At 42.0% G+C, this 20,591-nt stretch carries 28 protein-coding genes and 2 riboswitches; of the genes, 26 read left to right on the forward strand and 2 right to left on the reverse strand.

The genetic code is table 11. From position 1 onward, the window contains the following. Positions 1–10: 10 nt before the first annotated feature. Genes AC25Y5_RS11680 through AC25Y5_RS11710 form a run of 7 tightly spaced genes read left to right on the forward strand, consistent with a single transcriptional unit; the run spans position 11 to position 4,562 of the window. A complete protein-coding gene (locus AC25Y5_RS11680; RefSeq protein ID WP_488140445.1) occupies positions 11–376 on the forward strand; it encodes a YwqH-like family protein in 366 nt (121 codons plus the stop codon). Beyond that, positions 376–678 (forward strand): YwqI/YxiC family protein, encoded by a 303-nt coding sequence (locus AC25Y5_RS11685; protein WP_488140446.1) that lies wholly within the window; start codon positions 376–378, stop codon positions 676–678. Before AC25Y5_RS11680 ends, AC25Y5_RS11685 begins: the two co-directional genes overlap by 1 nt. Then, on the forward strand, positions 675–2,273 hold the full coding sequence (locus AC25Y5_RS11690) for a ribonuclease YeeF family protein (protein WP_488140447.1): 1,599 nt from the start codon (positions 675–677) through the stop codon (positions 2,271–2,273). The genes AC25Y5_RS11685 and AC25Y5_RS11690 overlap by 4 nt, the downstream gene beginning before the upstream one ends. Next, complete coding sequence (locus AC25Y5_RS11695; RefSeq protein ID WP_488140448.1) at positions 2,264–3,067, forward strand: ABC transporter ATPase; 804 nt, start codon at positions 2,264–2,266, stop codon at positions 3,065–3,067. Before AC25Y5_RS11690 ends, AC25Y5_RS11695 begins: the two co-directional genes overlap by 10 nt. A 1-nt stretch (position 3,068) precedes the next feature. Further along, positions 3,069–3,515 (forward strand): hypothetical protein, encoded by a 447-nt coding sequence (locus AC25Y5_RS11700; RefSeq protein ID WP_488140449.1) that lies wholly within the window; start codon positions 3,069–3,071, stop codon positions 3,513–3,515. Continuing rightward, positions 3,512–3,976, forward strand: coding sequence for a DUF5085 family protein (locus AC25Y5_RS11705; RefSeq protein ID WP_488140450.1), 465 nt, complete (start codon positions 3,512–3,514; stop codon positions 3,974–3,976). The genes AC25Y5_RS11700 and AC25Y5_RS11705 overlap by 4 nt, the downstream gene beginning before the upstream one ends. A gap of 28 nt (positions 3,977–4,004) precedes the next feature. Then, positions 4,005–4,562, forward strand: coding sequence for a hypothetical protein (locus tag AC25Y5_RS11710; RefSeq protein WP_488140451.1), 558 nt, complete (start codon positions 4,005–4,007; stop codon positions 4,560–4,562). Here AC25Y5_RS11710 and AC25Y5_RS11715 read toward each other — a convergent pair. After that, on the reverse strand, positions 4,551–4,721 hold the full coding sequence (locus tag AC25Y5_RS11715; protein ID WP_488140452.1) for a hypothetical protein: 171 nt from the start codon (positions 4,719–4,721) through the stop codon (positions 4,551–4,553). The two genes, AC25Y5_RS11710 and AC25Y5_RS11715, sit on opposite strands and share 12 nt — an antisense overlap. 111 nt (positions 4,722–4,832) lie before the next feature. On the opposite strand from AC25Y5_RS11715, the gene AC25Y5_RS11720 reads away from it, so the two are divergent. From AC25Y5_RS11720 to AC25Y5_RS11760, 9 genes are all read left to right on the forward strand, one after another. After that, positions 4,833–5,396 (forward strand): hypothetical protein, encoded by a 564-nt coding sequence (locus AC25Y5_RS11720; protein WP_488140453.1) that lies wholly within the window; start codon positions 4,833–4,835, stop codon positions 5,394–5,396. A 71-nt stretch (positions 5,397–5,467) separates the two neighbouring features. Continuing rightward, positions 5,468–5,845 carry a hypothetical protein gene (locus tag AC25Y5_RS11725; protein WP_488140454.1) on the forward strand — a complete coding sequence of 126 codons (378 nt, stop codon included), beginning with the start codon at positions 5,468–5,470 and terminating at the stop codon, positions 5,843–5,845. A gap of 328 nt (positions 5,846–6,173) precedes the next feature. Next, the gene (locus tag AC25Y5_RS11730) at positions 6,174–6,872 is read left to right on the forward strand and encodes a hypothetical protein (protein ID WP_488140455.1); all 699 of its coding nucleotides are present in this window, start codon (positions 6,174–6,176) and stop codon (positions 6,870–6,872) included. A 215-nt stretch (positions 6,873–7,087) separates the two neighbouring features. Continuing rightward, complete coding sequence (locus AC25Y5_RS11735; protein ID WP_488140456.1) at positions 7,088–7,408, forward strand: hypothetical protein; 321 nt, start codon at positions 7,088–7,090, stop codon at positions 7,406–7,408. A 155-nt stretch (positions 7,409–7,563) separates the two neighbouring features. Beyond that, a complete protein-coding gene (locus AC25Y5_RS11740; RefSeq protein ID WP_488140457.1) occupies positions 7,564–8,277 on the forward strand; it encodes a hypothetical protein in 714 nt (237 codons plus the stop codon). A 279-nt stretch (positions 8,278–8,556) separates the two neighbouring features. Next, positions 8,557–9,291 (forward strand): hypothetical protein, encoded by a 735-nt coding sequence (locus AC25Y5_RS11745; protein WP_488140458.1) that lies wholly within the window; start codon positions 8,557–8,559, stop codon positions 9,289–9,291. Continuing rightward, a complete protein-coding gene (locus tag AC25Y5_RS11750) occupies positions 9,269–9,418 on the forward strand; it encodes a hypothetical protein (RefSeq protein ID WP_488140459.1) in 150 nt (49 codons plus the stop codon). Before AC25Y5_RS11745 ends, AC25Y5_RS11750 begins: the two co-directional genes overlap by 23 nt. A gap of 428 nt (positions 9,419–9,846) precedes the next feature. Continuing rightward, on the forward strand, positions 9,847–10,410 hold the full coding sequence (locus tag AC25Y5_RS11755; protein ID WP_488140460.1) for a hypothetical protein: 564 nt from the start codon (positions 9,847–9,849) through the stop codon (positions 10,408–10,410). Positions 10,411–10,481: 71 nt separating this feature from the next. Further along, a complete protein-coding gene (locus AC25Y5_RS11760) occupies positions 10,482–10,859 on the forward strand; it encodes a hypothetical protein (protein WP_488140461.1) in 378 nt (125 codons plus the stop codon). Positions 10,860–10,983: 124 nt separating this feature from the next. Here the strand turns inward: AC25Y5_RS11760 and AC25Y5_RS11765 are convergent, their stop codons facing one another. Then, a complete protein-coding gene (locus AC25Y5_RS11765; protein WP_488140462.1) occupies positions 10,984–11,169 on the reverse strand; it encodes a hypothetical protein in 186 nt (61 codons plus the stop codon). A 242-nt stretch (positions 11,170–11,411) separates the two neighbouring features. On the opposite strand from AC25Y5_RS11765, the gene AC25Y5_RS11770 reads away from it, so the two are divergent. The 10 genes from AC25Y5_RS11770 (at position 11,412) to AC25Y5_RS11815 (ending at position 20,570) form a co-directional block, all read left to right on the forward strand. Continuing rightward, a complete protein-coding gene (locus AC25Y5_RS11770; protein ID WP_488140463.1) occupies positions 11,412–12,371 on the forward strand; it encodes a nuclease-related domain-containing protein in 960 nt (319 codons plus the stop codon). Between the two features lie 829 nt (positions 12,372–13,200). Continuing rightward, positions 13,201–13,311, forward strand: a riboswitch (SAM riboswitch). 99 nt (positions 13,312–13,410) lie between these two features. Beyond that, positions 13,411–13,971: a peptide-methionine (S)-S-oxide reductase MsrA gene (gene msrA, locus AC25Y5_RS11775; protein ID WP_488140464.1), complete on the forward strand. Its 561-nt coding sequence runs from the start codon at positions 13,411–13,413 to the stop codon at positions 13,969–13,971. Between the two features lie 69 nt (positions 13,972–14,040). Then, positions 14,041–14,151, forward strand: a riboswitch (SAM riboswitch). 286 nt (positions 14,152–14,437) lie between these two features. Continuing rightward, entirely contained in the window at positions 14,438–14,608 is a 171-nt protein-coding gene (locus AC25Y5_RS11780; protein ID WP_488140465.1) for a YezD family protein, read from the forward strand. Positions 14,609–14,719: 111 nt separating this feature from the next. After that, complete coding sequence (locus AC25Y5_RS11785; protein WP_488140466.1) at positions 14,720–15,541, forward strand: MetQ/NlpA family ABC transporter substrate-binding protein; 822 nt, start codon at positions 14,720–14,722, stop codon at positions 15,539–15,541. A 5-nt stretch (positions 15,542–15,546) separates the two neighbouring features. Further along, complete coding sequence (locus AC25Y5_RS11790) at positions 15,547–16,548, forward strand: methionine ABC transporter ATP-binding protein (protein ID WP_488140467.1); 1,002 nt, start codon at positions 15,547–15,549, stop codon at positions 16,546–16,548. Continuing rightward, positions 16,538–17,191 carry a methionine ABC transporter permease gene (locus AC25Y5_RS11795; RefSeq protein ID WP_488140468.1) on the forward strand — a complete coding sequence of 218 codons (654 nt, stop codon included), beginning with the start codon at positions 16,538–16,540 and terminating at the stop codon, positions 17,189–17,191. The genes AC25Y5_RS11790 and AC25Y5_RS11795 overlap by 11 nt, the downstream gene beginning before the upstream one ends. A 13-nt stretch (positions 17,192–17,204) precedes the next feature. Then, positions 17,205–18,224: a CoA transferase subunit A gene (locus AC25Y5_RS11800; RefSeq protein WP_488140469.1), complete on the forward strand. Its 1,020-nt coding sequence runs from the start codon at positions 17,205–17,207 to the stop codon at positions 18,222–18,224. 2 nt (positions 18,225–18,226) lie between these two features. Continuing rightward, complete coding sequence (locus tag AC25Y5_RS11805) at positions 18,227–18,985, forward strand: CoA-transferase subunit beta (protein WP_482104157.1); 759 nt, start codon at positions 18,227–18,229, stop codon at positions 18,983–18,985. A gap of 78 nt (positions 18,986–19,063) precedes the next feature. Further along, on the forward strand, positions 19,064–19,849 hold the full coding sequence (locus tag AC25Y5_RS11810) for a CoA transferase subunit A (protein ID WP_488140470.1): 786 nt from the start codon (positions 19,064–19,066) through the stop codon (positions 19,847–19,849). Then, positions 19,842–20,570 carry a CoA-transferase subunit beta gene (locus tag AC25Y5_RS11815; RefSeq protein ID WP_488140471.1) on the forward strand — a complete coding sequence of 243 codons (729 nt, stop codon included), beginning with the start codon at positions 19,842–19,844 and terminating at the stop codon, positions 20,568–20,570. The genes AC25Y5_RS11810 and AC25Y5_RS11815 overlap by 8 nt, the downstream gene beginning before the upstream one ends. The last annotated feature ends 21 nt before the right edge of the window (positions 20,571–20,591 follow it).

Here is a 20,591-nt window from a genome sequence, read left to right on the forward strand (position 1 = left end):
AGGAAAAAGCTTGCTTGCATATTACATCGCCCTGTTAAAGAAAAAACAAGAGGATCTGAGACGGCTCATTGCCTGCCAAACAACCTTAACAGGAAAACAATCGGAATTTCAATCGCATGAACAAAAGTGCCTACAACCCGAGCTATCGGCAACAACATGGCATGGCACGCTCGCCACGGCTTTCCAAGACATTCGCGAAGCGGGAATCCATACACCTTACCTGGAAATCGTGGGAACCCAGTTCACGAACGTATTCACTGCAATTACGGATAAAATAAATGCGCTCATTGCTGAAATCGCTTCAATCGAAGCAACCATTGCGAGTTTACGGGCGGCGGAAGAAGCCAGGGCAAGAGCAGAGGAGGCACAAAGATAATGTCTACCGAAGTAAAAATAGTCTACGCAGATGTTGAAAGCAAAATAGCAGAAATGACGTTTGCAACTACGTCACTGAAACCAACTGCAGAACCGCCGATTACAGGAAATACGTTGGATGTCGTGACAAAATTGACGGAGCTCTCAACCAAGCTAGAAACGCTCCTAACAAATTACCAACGGGTACTCCAAGCGAATATCGCAACGACCACCAATTCAGTTCAATTCATGAGCGAATCCGACGAAACAGTTGCATCAGGTATGCAGAACACACTGTCTGGACCGAAGAAGGTGACCCAATGAAGGTACTGGACGTTGGCCCCTTTGAAGAAGGATTGCAGAAGAATATTACGATGCTCGGTCGTCTAGAAGGTGAGATGAAAGCAATCGAGACTGCCGTAGGGGCGTTAGTTGCACTGGATGATTCTCTTAAGGGGCAGGGTGGTGACGCAATTCGGGCATTTTACAACGATTGTCACATACCGTTCTTGCAATTTTTTGCAACGTTTAACACAGCGTACAACAGCGTACTGACTCAAATGAATTCAGCGCTGGATACGCTGGAACCAGCTTCGAACGGTTTCATCCAAGAAAGTTTTCTCGAAGCGGACGTTAATAAAGGGTTGACAACGATTGATCAATTAACGCTCACTATGACGGACGAAGCGAATGGTATCATGGATGAAGTCCGTGATATCGTCGCCCTACCGCATTTGGATGACAGCGAAGTGCATGAAGGCGTGAAAAGTGCACAAACGAAGCGTGAGAAAACAATTACCGATTTGAATGAATTCGATACAACGCAGACGACAGCGTTGACGCCGATTGAGGCCGATCTGCTGAAGATGGAACTGTGGTTGCTAGATATAGAGGGTATGATGAACGAGGGCCTGACCGATATAGACTTCCCAGCCAATCAGTGGGCGGAGTACTCAGGAAATCACCCGCTCACGACGGAATTGGCACACCGTGTTGACGTAATGGATGGTGTTGTCGAAGACGGCTCAGAGGAAGAGGCGGGAGAAGTATCAACTGCTTCTGCCAATGAACATGTTTTGCTTATGAAGAAAGCCGTAACCTGGGCTAAAAGAGCAAATACAGGTATATCTGGATTCTATTCGAGTTACGGGATGTACCAAGCGGGCAAAGCCGGTGGTTTAAGTATTTCAAAACACCCTAATCTGCAAAAAGGTGCCAATGGCTACCGCATCAATGCAACCGCAAAAGCATTGGATAATTTACGTGTCAAACCCGATGCAAGTGCGCTAAGTGCATTTAATTCGAGATTGCCAAAAGGCGGCCAAAAATGGTCTCCTAAACATTTTGATATTGCAGCGACCAATCAGACGATGTTGAAGTTCGCATCGAAAAAACCAGGTGAAAGTGGCTGGTCCAGCGTCGGTGATAAAGCACTGAAACAACATCCTTCCCTTGCTTATTTTAATCCTGAGGCGTCACTAGGCCAAAAGGGGAAAACGGTCGTAACCGCAGGACTTAAAGGCGCAGGCAATTCCTTCAAGGATATTGTTGACGTGAAAGGCATTGCAAAGAGCGGTTGGTTAAAAGGTTCCGCAAAAGCACTTGGCCCCGTAGGCGCGGGGTTGAGCTATTACAACAACTACCATGAAGCGAAAGATAGTGGTTTAAGCACTGAGGTAGCTGCAACTAAAGCGACGGTTGACACTGCAATTGATACTGCAGTCTCTGGAGCAGTTCAAGCGGCTAGTGTTGCACTTTTTACAGTTGCCATACCAATCCCAGGAGTTGGGACCGTAGTCGGTGTTGGAGTAGGTTTAGCCATCAACTACTTCTTAGCTAAGCGATCAAAAGACGAGGATGATGTTGAGAAAAAGGACTCGCTGTTGGATAAACTCAAAGGTCGTATAAAATGGAAATGAATGGAGGAAACCCTGTTTTGTTGAAAAAGTTAACAATCGAAGATGTATCTGTACTACGTGAACCACTGGTATCGGGCAGGCAAAGCCCCAATGCACTCGGCGGAGCAATTTTTTTGGGGATCTTCATGCAAATCCTGGTTTACTATCTGGAATATACAGTACTGGGAAGAGTGACGAACTTCCCGTATAAAGAACAGATACTTACAGTTCATTTCTGGGTTACAGTAGTGTTAGTGATCCTCTCCGTGATTTATGCAATTCCGTTTATTTATATGAGAAGTCAAAAAACACAATATCTAGTATCTATTTTATCTTCACAAAACATTGCAGCAGTATTCTTATACATCAGCGGGTTATTTTTACTAGGAGAGAACCAGGAAGTCTCAGAAAAGTCACTACTGACATTTACAATGGTGACATTGTCACTTGGAGTCTTGCTTTTCGTTGCTACTGTCATCCGATTTTCTATTTTATTGAGAAAAGGGAAGTATCGCAAGGGCTCGAAACGAGATGAACTTCGAGCGAATTTCGAAAATAAAACGTATATTCCGGCAGCAATTATCGGAAGTACCGCACTTGTGTTTATCGTTCAATTTGCCGTGAGAACCTACAACTTGGCGGATTTTGAAGAGGCCACCATAACATTCATTTGTTTCGGTATCTTCTATACGATGATTTTTGTATTGCCCGAGCAGCTCGTCATCTTGTATTGCAAGTTCCGCTTCAAAAGCTTTAATTTCAATAAAAGAGGTTATTTGGAATCTGAAGACTCAGCTATAGGAAGGAAGTTGTGAAATGGAAATTGTCACTCGTTCATTGCAATTTGACAATTGTTTGCGCTATGAAACTAGACAAAAGAAGGAAGATTGGCTGAAGCCATTCCATAAGCTAGAAAATTTCATAGTCAGTCAAGACGTTTACAAGAATGGACCTATCTTTTTCTCTGTACACGCCAACCAAGAAGAGAATTTCACCTATTACTTACCTATCAACGCACCTGTCCAATTGCCAGAGGAAACGGATTTCAGTTTCCAGGATAGCTTTAAACTGGAAAAAGCATTGTTTTTGCGGCAGGCAGTTGGTGTAATGGACGTGACGCCAACTGTACAGAAACTAAAAGATTATGCAGATTTCAATGAAATCAAATTGGAAGATACATACTTTTTTGTTGTACATGAATTATATGATGACTACATCATTGATTTGTTTTGTCCAATTCTAGAAGCGGGTGGTAAAGAATGATCGTAGAAAACCATCAAATCGCCTACCAGAATGTGGCTTCTAAATACTACAATTTTGTCCCAGAAGAAATTGAGATAGCTATCAAAGATTTTGATGCGATCTTAAGCGGACATGGGTATCACTCAGTTGGAAAGTTTTTCTTTTCCATTCTGAGCAATCCCACTGCCGAAGTGATGACGGCCAAGCTGTTCATTCCAATTGAAGAGAATGGTTTTACCATTCCTATAGAAGAGGAAGTCGATTTTAGCAGTTATTTCCTCATCGAACGTATGATTATGACGCGAATAACAGATGACTTTGATGCCCAGTCGCAGGCGACGTTTTGGGAACTGCTCACCTATATTGAAGAACATGATATGAGTCGGAAAACGCCTATATTTGTAGAGTTCAAAGAAACGAATGCAGGGCAAACCAATGTGGAGATGTCTGTAGGCACCACTGAAAAAAAAGCAACGCGTTAATTATTGAAATTAGATTGGGAGGATTTACATGAAAAAAATATTATTTTTATTGACAGTAGCATTATTACTTTTGGCAGGATGTACCTCGAAGGACGATAATAAAAAACAAGGGGCTGAAGAAAAAGTGGATAAAACAGTTGAACAAGAGGCACTTTCGTTACAATTATTAAAAGCGGACGAAGAGGCCGGCGTAACAATCGAAAATAGTGAAGTCTATAAAGAGTTAGATCGAATGATTACAGAAGATGCAGATATGGGACTCGCCAATGATTTCAGTATTAATATTATCGATATCGTGGACAGTGGAACAGAAAACGCATCATTGCTTTTCCTAGCCATCAACCGCTTGGATGAACCTATGAAAAATATTTCATTCGATTACACGTTGGGCCTCGATTCTGGAGAAAACATATGGGAAGGCGTCGAAGTGAACCTTTCCGAAACAGATACCGGGATCATTCAACCAAACCATGCAGTTCCATTCTCTCTCGGCATAACGCCTGAACAGGAAGCACTCATTGACACACTTGAACAGGATAACCAAGTCGTGAAGATGGAAAATTTCAAATTTGAATCAGTAAAATAATAAAAGCGTTGCAATGCTACTTATGATTGCAACGTTTTTAGCTGTTTCGCCTGAATAGTGGATGCGGGCGGTGGAAGCTTGCTGGTGACCGCCCGAAGCTCGCGGTGGACCGCCCATATATCGAGTAAAACCGCCTAAATCCCGCGTCTGACCGTCCATAAAACCGAGTCAGCAGCTAAGTTGTAAGAAGGGTGTAAATGGACCGCTATTTTAATAGTGAATTTATACATCACAGACAGTAATGTTAATTCAAGATTGGAGAGTTTGAAAATGAAGAAGCTACTTGGAATTTTATTCGCCGCAATCCTATTAGTGGGTTGCAATGCCGACAATGACCAAAAACCGAAGACGGGAGAGGAAGAAAACGTGAAAAAAGAGATAGAGCAACAAGCACTTTCGATGCAAGTATTGAAAGCGGACGAGGAAAATGGTGTCACATTGGAAGAAGAGATGTATCAAGAATTGTCAGGACTTGTAGAAGCCAATCCTGATATTGGAGTTGCGGACGACTTTAGTATTCACGGAATCGACCTTGTAAAAACGAAGCAAGGCGAGAGCGTCATGCTATTCTTAGGAATTAACAAGCTAGAAGAGGGAATCAAAAATATTACGTTGGAATACACCTTGGGCGTTGAGATAGATGGTAAAGTAGACTATATATTCGATAGTGAAGAGATAAACCTGCTAGAACCATTTGCAGGTGTTATTCAGCCAAACCATGCGGTTCCATTTACCGTTCCGCTTACACCAAAGGGTGAAGAACTGCTTCAATTGATGACCGAGGAAAATAAAACTGCGAAAATTGAAAACGCTAAATTTGTATTGGTAAAATAAAAAAAGCGCTACAGCTTTTCACGAAGTTGTAGCGCTTTTGTATTTGAAGAAGTTATGGAGGTCTCAAAAACGTGAAGAAAATAATGAGCAACGTACGGGAAGTATTGAAGCAATCTGCTTCGGAAATAAAGGCGAATTGGAAGGTTAGTCAACTCGTACAAGGAAGAAGTAAAAAGATGGAAATGTATGTATTGGTTTATATGAATACCGGTTTTTTTCTTGTCTACGCAAGTCTTTGTTTTATTTCCATACTTTATATTCTGTTTGGTATCATAGGCGGCACAATCCTAGGATTCACGGAAAGCCCATATTGGTTCTTGTTATTTCTATTGCCAATCGCCGCACTGCCATTTTTGTATTTTGTACATAACATTTGGACCTCTTACTATCCTGGCTTTAAAAGTGAATATTTAACAAGGCATTCGATTCAAGTGCGTCAAGAGGAATGAGTTTTTCTATGCATCCCTATTGTGCAGGGAGACCGATGATATAACGAGAGAAACCGCTCAAATCTCGCGGAGGACCGCCCGTATATGGATTGAGACCGCTCGTATATCGCGGAGGACCGCCTGTCTATGGATTGAGACCGCCCGAATCTCGCTGAGGACCGCCCATATATCGAGAGAGACCACTGCCACCCGGCATAACGACGGAGAAATGGATTCAATTGGAGATGCAATGAAAAACTTGTAAAAAACATTAACGATAATGTGTCTTCTTGGTTTAAAGGATAGGAGCGAATCTAAAATCGAAAAAAAAGGTATTGATGAGGTTACGTTGTCTTATTTAAGATTCCAAACGCCACAAGAAAACAGAAAGAATATTATTGTGTTCTTTTCCATTTTTCTATACGTGGCTGGAATGATTCCAATCATTGCTGTACCATTCTCAGCCCTGTACTTTACTATAGCAATTGTACCCATTATTTTAATCCAGATATGGGCATTGCTTTATTTAATTGCCCCCTACAAGTTTGAGAAGTCCTATTATCTCTTCTTCGGGATATACGGGGTAGTCAATACGTTTGTCTATTTCTTAGCAATACAAAAATTACTGTATCTCCATTTAGAATCAGTAGGAAAAACTCCTTTTATTATTGGATTTATACTGTTTATCGGCTTATTGGTATCGATAAACTGGCTTAATATAAAGGCACTTTACTCAGGAACGTACCATAAAATGCAACAGATGAAGAGTATTAACGTTCGTTATTTATCATTTGCGGGAATAGGATATGTAATTGCCCAACTCATATTAACATTCGTCTACAGTGAATCTGCAAAAATGATAATTTTCATAGTATTACTCTCACTATTATCACTACTCACGGCTTATTTTACAGTCTACATTCACCGATACTATTATATTAGTAAAAATATGGATCTCGTAAAACAGGTATACCCCTCTTTTGGTTTACCACTGAATGAAAGACAAGACGAATCTAAAAATAGTAAGAGAAAGAAAGTGAAGGTATGATTCCAGAGTTTACGGAAAATGAAATTTTCGTTATGTTGCAAACACTAAATACAAAGTCAATCATCGGTTTTTCCAATCCATTCATAAAGTTAACAAAATAGGAAATTGAAAAGGAATGGGAGAAAACGTATAAGAAACTTCATCTTCGCGGGCTTGTTAACCTCGTCGACGGTGAAGTTAAGTTAGAGGAAGTGTTCGCCAATGCGCTCTGGATTATGTCCAGAACGAATTTGACTGTGGAAATTCTTACTGACGGGGAAAAGAAAAGCGTATTTTATTTCGGTACAGAGAATGTAGTTGAATGCTCTAAAACTTTGGGAAATAATTACACGCTCTATATGCACGGGGCTCCTGACGACACATGGAATGGCGTCATCGATATCTATCATGGCGTCAACAATGGCGAGTCTACTAGTGAAATTGCTGGTAATGTGACTGGAGACTTTGCTGTTGCGGGAGCATCGATTGCAGCTTCTGCATGGGCCGGAGTTCAGGTGGGAGTGTATGTTGGTGCCTGCGTAGGTTTAGTCGCCTGAGTAGTTAGCACGTATTTATTAAGTGAATTAAAAATAATGGATGTGGATAATGACGGGGCAAAGGATTCGGTTGGTGATGCAATAAAGATAGGGACGAAAGGATTGATTGATAACGTTTCATCTTGGTTTAAATGATGTTTTAGGAGATGGAGAAAATGAGTAGTCAAGCAGAGGTAGATAAAATTACCTTGTCTTATTTAAATTTACTAACACCTAAAGAAAACCGGAGAAATATCATCACATTTTTCCTTTTGTTCCTAGATTTTTTTGGGATTTTCCCCTTACTGGCTGAACCATTCTCTCATGAATTTTTAATGGCAGCAATAATCCCGACTGCCTTGTTGCATATATGGGCGATTATTTACATTGTGGATCCATACCGTTTTGAATTATCTTATTACTTGTTTTTTGGAATTTACGGTATTGTTAATACGTATGTCTTATTTCTAGTCATTCAAAAGTTCCTCTATTTACATCTCCAAGTTTCAAGTAAGTACCCATTCATCTTCGGGATTGTATTTTTCCTTAGTCTATTATTAATCATGAATTGGATAAATTATAAAGCTTTACATAGTGGTACTTATCATAAATTACAAAATAAAGAAGCAGGAAATGCATCCTGGATTGTTACTACTTCCGGAATGGGTTATATATTGGCACAAATGATAATGACGTTTATTTTTAGTGAATCGATAAAGATGATTATTATTATATTTTTATATTCCCTTTTATCTGTATTAACCGCTTATTTTTCAACATCCATTCATAGGTACATTTTTTTAAGCAATAATGAGGAAACACTCAAGAAAGTTTATCCTCATTTTGGGTTACCGAAAAATCAAAGGAACCTGCCAGTGAAAAATGAATGAAACATAAACAAAGTAAACAAGAAATTCAGAGAAGAAAGAAGTAAAGGTATGATTCCTAAATTCACGGAAAATGATATTTTCAGGATTGTAACGCTTTTAGTTGTTCAATGGGATATGTAATTGTCCAACTTGCCTTATCACTCCTTTATAGTGAATCAGCAAAAATACTTTTTTTATAAGATAAGAAAGGATAAGTTATTTCTTCCCAGGTCGGTGTCACGCGGCATAACGACGGAGAAACAGATGATATCAAAAAAGTTGTAAGAAACATTAACGATAATGTTTCTTGGTTTAAAGGATAGGAGAGAACCTAAAATCGAAAAGAAAAAAATTGATAAGATTGCGTTATCTTATTTGAAATTCCAAACACCTAAAGAAAATAGATCAAACATCATCGCATTTTTCACCATATTATTATATGTAATTGGTGTGATTCCAATTTTAGGGATGCCATTTTCATTCACCTATTTTATGGCGGCAATTGTACCGATAGCGATCATACAAATTTGGGCACTGCTTTATTTTTTCGCCCCATACAAGTTTGAAAAGTCCTATTATCTCTTTTTTGGTGTATACGGTGTTGTCAATACGTATGTCTATTTTTTAGCAGCGCAAAAATTGCTGTATTACAATGTTGGAGCGGAGGGGAAAATACCTTTTATTATAGGACTGTTTCTATTTGTCGGGTTACTTTTGAGCGTTAACTGGCTAAATGTAAAGGCGCTTTATACGGGAACATATCATGAATTACAACAAAAAAAGAACATCAATGTCCGCTGGATTTCAGTTGCAGGAATGGGATATGTAATAGGTCAGATTATCTTATCAACTGTCTACGGTGAATCTACAATAATGCTTATTATCGTAGTTCTAATTTCATTACTATCGATTATCACTGCCTATTTCTCTGTTTATATCCATAGGTATTTTTATATTGTTAAAATTATAGATAGTGTAAAGCAGGTTTATCCAGAGTTTGGTTTACCACTGAATGAAAGACAAGACGAATCTTAAAAAAGTGAAAGTAGGAAGTGAAGATATGATTCCAGAGTTTACGGAAAATGATATTTTCGTTATGTTGCAAACGTTGAATACAAAGGCAATCATTCCATCAGAAATTAGATACAAAATAACCGTTTGATGTTGTTTTATAAAGAAGGCAGTTAGTGGTAGATTGACGGATTACACATACTCACGTCACCAACTGGCAATTAGAAATTTACAATAAAGTGGAATTGCTAGATGGAAAAAGATAGTGTAAAAGCTTTAATTTTAAAGAACAAGGTAGCTTATACAACGAAAAGTAATTGAAGCTCACAGCGTACCTCCCATATATCGCGTGCGACCGCTCGAAACCCGCGGTGTACCGCCCATAAATCGCGTGCAACCGCTCGAAGACAGCTGCGTACCGCTCAAATATCGATTGCAAGCGCCCATAGAACCGGATCAGTAACTAAGTGATAGGAAGATTGGAAATATAAATGGGTATCTGCAATATGGAACTCTGTTTTTATAGTAAGTATATACATAGTCGACAGTAATGTTAATTCAAGATTGGGGAATTTGAAAATGAAGAAGTTACTTGGAATTTTATTCGTCGCACTACTATTAATGGGGTGCAATGCCTCCAATGACAAGCAACAGAAGACAACGGATGAAGAAAACGTGAAAAAGAATAAAGAGCCACAAGCGCTTTCGTTGCAAGTATTAAAAGTAGACGAGGAAAATGGTATCACATTGGGAGATGGGGTATATCAAGAATTGTCGGGTCTTGTAGAAGCTAATCCAACTATTGGCGTTGCGGACGACTTTAGTATTCACGCCCTTGACCTTGTAAAAACAAAGGAAGGTGGGAGTGTCATGTTATTCTTAGGCATTAACCGGTTAGAAAAGGGAATCAAAGATATTACATTGGAATACACGTTGGGCGTTGAGACGGAAGGGACAGTAGAATATGTATTCAATCGTGAAGAGATACTCCTACCTGAGCGATATGCAGGTGTTATTCAGCCAAACCATGCGATCCCATTTACCCTACCACTAACACCAGAAGGGGAAAAAGTTCTTAAATTGTTGACTAAGGAAAATAAAATCATGAAAATTGATAACGCAACATACGAATTGGAAAAGTAAGAAAAGTGTTACAGCTTTTCACGAAGCTGTTGCACTTTTGTATTCCGAGAAGTAATGGAGGCCTCGAATAAATGAAGAAAATAATGAAAAATATAAGAGAAGTATTGAAACAGTCCGCTTCCGAAATAAAGGCGAACTGGAAGTTAAGTCAACAGGTAGAAGGTAAAAGGAATAAGATGACCATGTATGTATTAGTTTATATGAATATCGTTTTTTTGCTTGTCTACGCAAGCCTTTGTTCTGGTTCTATTCTTTATATTCTGTTTGGAATCATAGGCGGCGCAATCCTAGGAATTACGGAAAGTCCATATTGGTTCTTATTATTCCTATTGCCAATAGCCGCGCTGCCCTTTTTGTATTTCGTACATACCTTGTGGAAATCTCACTATCCCAACTTTAAAAAGGATTATTTAACAAAACATTCGATTCAAGTGCCTACCGAGGAATGAATTTTTCGAAGGCAGCCTTTTTGGTTGCCGACCGATTATATTCCTACACACGCCCATCTCTAAGTGGTTGACCGCCAATAAAACGGGGGGGACTGCCCATATATCGAAAGAGCCCGCCCGAAGCTCACCGTCGCCCGCTCATATATCGAGAGAGACCGCCCAAAGCCCACTGTTGACCGCTCATATATCGAGAGAGACCGCCCAAAGCCCACTGTTGACCGCTCATATATCGAGAGAGACCGCCCAAAGCCCACTGTTGACCGCCCATATATCGAGGCAGACCGTCCATAGCCCACTGTTGACCGCTCATATATCGAGGCAGACCACCCGAAGCTCATGGTTGACCGCCCAATGCCCGCCGCGTACCGCCCATATATCAAGAGCGACCACCCAATCTCCTCACAAAATAGTAACCTCAAAATCTAATTTCGATCCTCAAATAACCCCCAAATCTCAATTATGCCGCTATTTAGCACATCCAAAATTCAGCTATGGCAAAAACCATATAAATTTGCCGAATATTTTGGTAAAATCACTATGAGGTGATAAAAGGTGATTTACAAACAAAGGTCAAAACCCGAAAAACTTATTGGATTAAATGCACTACTCCCCCGATTGCATCCGTCACACCCGGAAATCCAAAAAATCAAAGAGGAATTCCGGATTCGCAAAGCAGGCTTCGGCGGTGAACAGCACCTTGACAAGCATCTGGCCGAATTCAAACCCCCATACCCGCACGCAATCCTGCATGACATCTGCCTGAAACAAAACGGCATTTACTTTCAAATGGATTCAATAATAATCACACCAACGTTTATTCTCATTATTGAAGCAAAAAACTTAGCAGGGAAAATCATCGTAAAATCAAACCCCACCCAGTTCATTCAGGAATCCCCAACAGCTGAACGGAAAGTCTTGAAAAACCCCATTTCCGAACTCGAACGTAAGCAACTGTTTCTAAATCAGTGGCTAAAGCAAAGGAAAATTGACGTGCCGATTAGCGGAATTGTCGCTTTTGCATATTCCAATGAATTAAACTATGAAACCATTCCGGAAACAAAAATCTTATTTGCCTACGAACTCCCCACGTATCTGTATTCCTTGCCAGTCCATAACGAAGTAATTAGCAAGGAAGCAATTCGAAATCTTGCACTTGAAATGAAAAAGAACCATCAAGAATACAATCCATTCCCATTGAGTCAATTGATGGATATTCCACTTACTGATATCCTACCTGGCGTTATTTGTCCGGAATGCGCAACAAGAGGGATGCATTGGCAAGATAGAAAATGGTTGTGTTTCAGTTGTAATCATTCCGGAACTAATTATCACACCGCAGCGCTTGAAGATTGGACTTGTCTCATCAACAACCGAATAACGAACAGGGAATTCAGGAATTTCATATTGCTCAATGATCGATCCGTAACAAAGAGATTTCTTGCACAATCAGGATTAATCCATAAAGGAAGGGGGAAAGGGAGCTTTTATATAATGAATGAAAAAAACAAATAGCATGAATCGGCGTTTCATGAACGATGAAACGCTTTTTTTTGTAGATAAAACAGTCGCAATAATTATACTGAAATAATCCCCTCGGTAGACTGCTCAAATATGTACTGCGACCGCCCAAAGCCGCCGGGACCGCTCGAAAATCGGTTGCGACCGCCCAAAGCCGCCGGTGGACCGCTCGAAAATCGGTTGCGACCGCCCGAACCCCGCTGCGGACCGCTCGAATCTGGTTTGCGACCGCCCGAACCCCGCATCGGACCGCTCGAATATGTATTACGACCGCCCGAACCCCGCGGTGGACCGCTCGAATCTGTTTAGCGACCGCCCGAACCCCGCAGCAGACCGCCCGAACCCCGCAGCAGACCGCTCGAATCTGGTTTGCGGCCGCTCAAACCCCGCATCGGACCGCTCAAATATGTTTAGCGACCGCCCGAACCCCGCGGTAGACCGCTCAAATATGGAGTGAGGCCGCCCAAATACGGTTTCCAACCGCCGATATCCACACCCCACAAAATAGACTCACCGACACTCACTAAGTCACACCAAACGCTATTCAGAAAAACCATTAAGAAGTAATAAAGAAACCCAACCAAATTTAAATCGGCTAACTATCTATAATCCTAAAGCACCAATAGCACCAATTCCACACACTTACTTACCTACTTAAAAAAATTATCAATGCTGCTTACCTCTAGTTCTTTTAACACATGATATTAAACACACAAACATCGTATATCTTACTCAATATAGTAAAAAATCACGAAATTATATTTTCAGACATTGACTTATCTAAATGGATAGACTAGTATGAATATCAATTACATAGCTAAAACTCTTATAAAGAGAGGCGGAGGGATTGACCCTGTGAAGCCTCGGCAACCATTGAACTATGTTCAAACGGTGCCAATTTCAACAGATTTATTATGAATCTGACAGATGAGAGGTTTTGCACGCGATATTTGTCATGCGGCGACCTCTTTTTTTAGAAAGGGGTCGTTTTTGTATGGCAGGGGCGTTTATTATTACGAAAAGGGGGATTATGATGACTGAGAAAAAAGTTGAATTGGCGACATTTGCGGGTGGGTGTTTTTGGTGTATGGTGCAGCCGTTTGATACGCAACCCGGTATTGAAAAAGTAGTTTCTGGTTATATTGGCGGCGTCACTGAAAATCCGACGTACGAGGAAGTGCGTGCAGGGGTTACGGGACATACAGAAGCGGTGCAAATCACCTACGATCCGACTCTCTTTTCATACGAAAAACTAGTAGAACTTTATTGGCAGCAAATTGACCCAACGGATGCAGACGGACAGTTTGGCAGTCGGGGAACTTCTTACCGCACGGAGATCATCTATCATAATGAGGAACAGCGACAAGTTGCGGAACGCTCAAAAGAGGCTTTGATCGAAAGTGGTCGCTTTGAAAAACCAATTGTTACTGAAATCGTTGAAGCAACTATCTTTTATCCTGCCGAGGACTATCATCAAGACTATTATCAAAAGAACCCGGAAAAGTATAAAGTCTTCAAAGAAGAGTCGGGAAGAGCGCCCTTCATTCGCGAGAATTGGAATGAAAAGTTGGTAGAGGCGTCACTTAAAAAGTAAATAGTTTTAAAGTATAGTTGACACATCGGAATAGATGGATTATTATGAATATCAATTACATAAACAAAACTCTTATAAAGAGAGGCAGAGGGACTGGCCCTTTGACGCCTCAGCAACCATTGAATTCATTCAAACGGTGCCAATTCCAGCAGATGTCGTTCGTCATCTGACAGATGAGAGGTTTTGCCTACAAACTACGTGTTTCGGCGACCTCTTCGTTCTCAAGGGGTCTTTTTTTTATCTTTATTCAGCAGAAGACACTCACCTCCATAGGTGGGAGATGAATGCGGTTTTGTTATCCTGTTCAATAGGTGTCCAAACGCCCGCTGAACAAAGATAAAGCCTCCGGCGGATGTCACAGATTTTGAAAGGAGTTAATCGAGCAAGCTCGATTCAAAATCTGGACGCAATTACGCCGAGGCGTAATTGATTGCCAATCGTCAGTTTAAAAAAAGGAGGATGCGCAATGGTTTTGAAAGTGAATGAGGATGTAGTTAATATCGATGCGGTTACGCAGGCACTGAAGGGTTTGGATTTTGGAGAGGTACACATTACCATCCATGAAGGACAAATCGTTCAAATCGATCGAACCGAGAAAAAACGGTTCCCAGTATTGAAAACTGAATATAAGAAGTGAAGCTGACCGGACAACCGGAGGCCTCTTGACATTCGAGATTGTTTAAGACAATTTTGCGAAGTGCTAGAGGCCTTTTTTGTATATAATATAGAAATTTAGGAGGAATAGAAGATGAAAAAAGTGTTTAGAAATTTATTGCTAATTGCAATTAGCGTACTGGTATTGGCGGGTTGCGGGTCTGCATCTGCGGATGATGAAAAGAAGATTAAGATCGGCGCAACAGCGGGTCCTTATAGTGATCAATTGAAGGAAGGGATTATTCCTATACTTGAAAAAGACGGCTTCGAAGTTGAGATTGTCGAGTTCAATGATTATATCCAGCCGAACAATGCGCTGAATGAAGGAAATATCGACGCGAACTTATTCCAAAATCGAAACTATTTAGTGAATTTCAATGAATCCCATGACATGGACCTCGTTCCTGCATATGGCGTTCCGACTGCTCCAATTGCAATTTATTCCGACCAACATACAGCTCTTGAGGATGTGAAAGAAGGCATGACGGTGACGTTGCCAAACGACCCGACAAACCTGGCAAGATCTTTGAACATGATGGAAGAATACGGCTGGATCACAATCTTTGAGGATGTTAATCCGATAACAGCTTCCGAAAAAGACGTGGCAACCAATAAATACAACTTGAAAATCCAACCACTGGATGCGGCGCAAACACCAAGGTCACTCGGCGATGCTGACTTCGCATTCGTTAATGGTAACTTTGCACTTGCATCAGGTTTGAAATTAACAGAAGCGGTCGATGTGGAGAAAACATCTGAAGATTACTTGATTTACTTGACGATACGAAAAGAAGACGAAGACAAGCCGTTCGCCAAAGCATTGAAAGCAGCGTATCATTCCGACGAGTTCTATGAATACACGAAAGAAAATGCAGCGGGTTATGTGCTACCACCTTATCAAGCAGAAAAGGAGTGACTTAAATGATTGAAATCGTCAATGTGACAAAACAATATAAAGACGTGAAGGCTGTTGAAGATGTCACCTTGACCATTCAGCAAGGTGAAATCTTCGGAATTATTGGCTACAGTGGCGCTGGGAAAAGTACATTGTTGCGTTGCTTGAACATGTTGGAAGCACCGACGGCGGGGCAAATCTTCATCGACGGAAAAGAAATGACTTCATTGACGAAGAGAGAGATAAAGAAAGAACGTGTGAAGATTGGCATGATTTTTCAACATTTCCACTTGATCAGCTCGAAAACAGTTGCAGATAATGTCGCATTTTCATTGAAAGCTGCGGGCAAAAGCAAGAGTGAAATCAAGAAACGCGTCGCAGAATTACTTGACATGGTTGGCTTGACGGATCGTGCGGGACACTATCCAGCTCAATTATCGGGCGGACAAAAACAACGTGTCGGCATTGCACGTGCACTGGCAAATGAACCGAAAGTGTTGCTGTGTGATGAAGCCACATCGGCTCTTGACCCGACAACGACAGCGTCCATCTTAGAATTGCTACAGGAAATCAATCAGACATTAGGCATTACGATTGTCTTGATCACGCATGAAATGGCAGTCGTACAACAGATTTGCCACCGCATCGCAGTGATGGAAAACGGAAAAGTCGTTGAAACAGGTGACGTCTATGACCTATTCGCGAATCCAGCAACAGCTTTAACAAAGCAATTTGTGCAAACGGTCCATTCTTTAACATTGCCGGATCGCTTGCTAACGGGTCGAAAAGGGTCAATCGTCCAAATCGTGTTCCGCGGGGAATCTGCTGAAGAAGGCGTCATTGCAGAAACGTTGAAGAAATACAACGTCGCCATCAATATTCTTCACGGTCAGATAACGTACATACAGGACCGTCCGCTTGGAACGCTCATCATTGAAATCGATGGTGAAACAACAGAATTACAGAGCGCAATCGACTATATTACATCACGGACAAACCAATTGGAGGTGCTCGCAAATGCCGCCTGATATTATAACTGATTTCGGAAATGCTTTTCTTGAAACGTCTTGGATGATGGGGATTGCTGTCGCATTTGCAATCGTCATCGGTGTTCCTTTAGGCGTTGGCCTATTTGTAACAAGTGAAGGGATGTTCTGGCAAAACCGAGTCCTACAGAGTGTCGCAGGGACAATCGTCAATATTATTCGATCGATTCCCTTCATTATACTACTCGTCGTTTTGATTCCTGTGACGAAACTTATTCTCGGTACGACGATGGGACCCACTGCCGCGAGTGTTTCACTGACCTTTGCGGCAATCCCATTCTATGCCCGTTTGGTAGAAACGTCTTTGCGGGAAATTGACAAAGGCGTCATTGAAGCAGCCGAATCTACCGGTGCATCCGCGTGGTTGATCATCAAAGATGTGTTGCTTCCAGAAGCGAGATCCGGGATGATTGCCGGACTTACTGTCACAGTTATTAGCTTACTGAGCTACTCGGCAATGGCCGGGATGATTGGTGGAGGTGGTATCGGAGACTTAGCGATTCGCTTCGGTTACTATCGTTTTGAAAATGAAATCATGCTGGCAACTGTCATCATTTTAATCATCATTGTACAGCTTATTCAATTCGCCGGAGACCGCTCGGCAAAAGCAGTCGATAGAAGATAAGGGGGAATAAAAAATGACTACTACACAAGAAACAGCTTCATCCAAGTTATACGGATGGGCGCACCCAGACGAAATGAGGGCTTTCCGTCAACAGCATAAATCGATGGTGAAAAGAGATAAATTGACGACAATTGAAGAGGCGGTATCGCGCGGTGTCAAACAAGGCGATTACGTCGTGTTCGGCGGCATGGGTTCTGTTCGTAACCCACTTGCGGCGGTCCACGAAATCATTCGCCAAAAAGTTGGAGACCTAACAATCGGAACGAAAGGATCCCAGCATGACTGGCAATTGCTCGCGGCATCAGGCAACGTAACGAAAGCAGAAGTATCTTACGGATTTGCGGATGAAGTGCGCGGATTGGCCAGGCCTGCAAGAGCGGCGGTTGAATCGGGACGCCTTAAAGTCTTATCGGAAACGACGAATGCAGGATTCCAATGGCGTTTCACAGCTGCGATGAAAGGACTGTCATTTTATCCGACCAGGTCATCTCTTGGAACAGATACATTGCAGTACAGCGGTTCTAAAACAATTGTCGATCCATTTACCAATGAACCCGTGGAACTCTTACCTGCATGCTATCCGGATGTAGCCATCATTCATGTCCACCGTGCAGATCGGTACGGAAATTGTCAAATAGACGGCAATATCGCGGAAGACATCGAAATTGCACATGCTGCGAAATTCGTTTTGATCACTGCGGAAGAAATCGTGCACGATGAAGTCATCCAGAATGATCCGGCATTGACGAAAATTCCTTATTTCGTCGTTGATGCGGTTGTCGAAACCCCATACGGTTCCCACCCAAATCAAGTTCCAGGCTTGTATTCATTCGATGAAGACCATTGGCAAATCTGGCTCGACGCATCTGTATCAGATGAGGGCGTTGCAGATTACTTGGAAACATACGTCCACGGAAGCAAAGATCATTATCAGTACTTGGAGAAAATCGGCGGCGTCCGTGTTGTGAATCAATTGAAAAAGATCGAAAAGAAACTGGCTCCATATCCAAAAGTAGCGAAAAGGAGAGGGTAAAGATGGCAACTGAAACTGAAAAAATGATCATCGCGGCTTCTCGCGTATTGCCGAAAGACACGGCTGTTTTCGTTGGAACAGGGATGCCGTTACTCGCATCCGTGCTGGCACTCAATACGCACGCACCCGACATTCTACTCGTCTATGAAGGAGGCGGTGTCGGTGGGAAACCAACCGGCAGATTACCGATTCAAGTAAGCGAATCATTAACATATGAAAATGGCGTAACAGTAGGTTCGATGGATTACGTCATGAGTTTAGCGCAAGCAGGCTGGATCCGCTATGGTTTCTTAGGCGGGGCACAGATTGATGCCTATGGAAACTTAAACACAACCGTCATCGGTGACTGGGAAAATCCAAAAGTAAGACTCCCCGGTTCAGGCGGAGGAGCGGATATCGCATCGTTATGTGAACGGACAATTATTTTAATGAGACAAGACCGTAAGAAATTTGTTGCTGAACTCGATTTCCTAACGAGTCCGGGATACTTAACAGGTAAAGGCGAAAGAGAAAAAGCTGGATTGCCAGCAAATACAGGCCCATACCGTGTCATTACACAGCTAGGGATTTACGGATTTGACGATGAAACGAAGAAAATGACATTACTGCAACTGTTCAAAGGATTTACGTTAGACGATGTGCAGGAGCAAAGCAGTTTCCCAATTGCAATTAGCAAGGATTGGACGTATGTTGATGCACCGACCAAACTTGAGTTGGATACATTGTATGCTTTGGATCCTGATGGGATTGTAATTGGTTGATTGAAAAGCGAATGAAGCTAGAAATTGCTCCAAGTTTATACGTATCATTTTAAGGGAAATTGAAATGGGGGATTTGATTTGTCTAAACAATTATCTATACAGGAGGCAGCCGCCTCGATTACTGATGGCTCGCTTCTAGCACTCGGTGGTAATGCATTGCATCGCTCTCCGCTCGCTTTTGTTGTGGAATTAATTCGGCAGGAGAAAAAAGACCTTTCAATCATTAAAACAGCGGGTGCACTCGATATCGATTTACTTGCTTTGGCAAAATCAATCCGTTCGGTGTACGCGGGCTATATCGGTTTTGAAATGCTCGGTCTGGCGCAAAATTACCGAAAAGGCGTTCAAAATGGAGAAATTACCGTTCATGAACACGCCTGTGCTAGTGTAATCGCTGGTCTTCGGGCAAGCATTTACGGCGCTCCCTTCCAGCCAATCAATGGCTTTCAAGGAAGCGAGCTACCCGAATTGACGGGATTGGTACGTTACGTAACCTGTCCATTTACCAATAAAGAAACAGCTGTCGTTCCTGCATTACAGCCTGACGTCACCATTATTCATGCCAATATCGCTGATGAAAATGGGAATGCCTATGTAAATGGCGCATTGTTCGAAGACTTGATCATGGTCAAAGCAGCTAAAAGAGTAATTGTAACTGCAGAAAAGATCATTGATTCTAGTAGTTGGGAAAATAAACCGCAAATTCCTGGATTCCTTGTTGAAAGTGTTGTCCTTGCTGAGAAAGGGGCGGCGCCGGGAAGTTGTGCACCGTTTTACGGAATTGATGAAGTTGAAGTGGCTAGCTATCTACAAGATCCTGCAAGCTATTTGGAACAGGCAAAGGGGGCCGTCACGCATGTCTAACTTACAAACGGGTGATTATATAACAGTGGCCATGGCGCGGCTCATTAATGACGGGGAGCGCGTTTTCCATGGTGTCGCTTCACCGATGCCAGCAATCGCCATTCAATTGGCGAAAAGATTGCACGCTAAAAACGCCGTTTATCTAAGCATCGCAGGCGGCGTGGACGCGAAACCTTCGAATTACTCAAGCGTTTCGACAGCGGATGCATCGTTAAGTGAAGGCGCAATCGTCGATTTTCCACTCTCGGATATTTTCGATTTGTCGGCACGCGGTGGACTGGATGTCGCGTTTTTAAGTGGCGCACAAATTGACGGCCAAGGCCGATTAAACTTAAGCGCCATCGGTACTTTCGATAAACCAAAAGTCCGTTTACCAGGCGGAGCGGGAAGTGCAGCATTGCTTCCGACAGTGAAAAGAGGCATCTTGTGGAAAACAACCCACGACAAACGAGGGCTTGTCGACAAACTCGACGTCGTTACAGCTGCCGGAAATACAGAAACCGTCATCACACCACTCGGCGTATTCAAAATCTCTGAAACAGATAAGCGTTTGAAGTTGTTGTCCCTATTTCCAACAGTTACATATGAGGAAGTCATCGAAAAAACAGGTTTCACCGTCGAAAAACACGAAGACTTTGAATCGTTTGTCCCAGTGACAGAAGAAGAGATTCAACTGTTGAGTGAGATTGATGGCAATGGTGTTAGGTTTAGTGAGTTTTGAGAAATAGGCAATTAAATAGTC

It is taken from the genome of Sporosarcina sp. Y1011 (assembly GCF_057669885.1).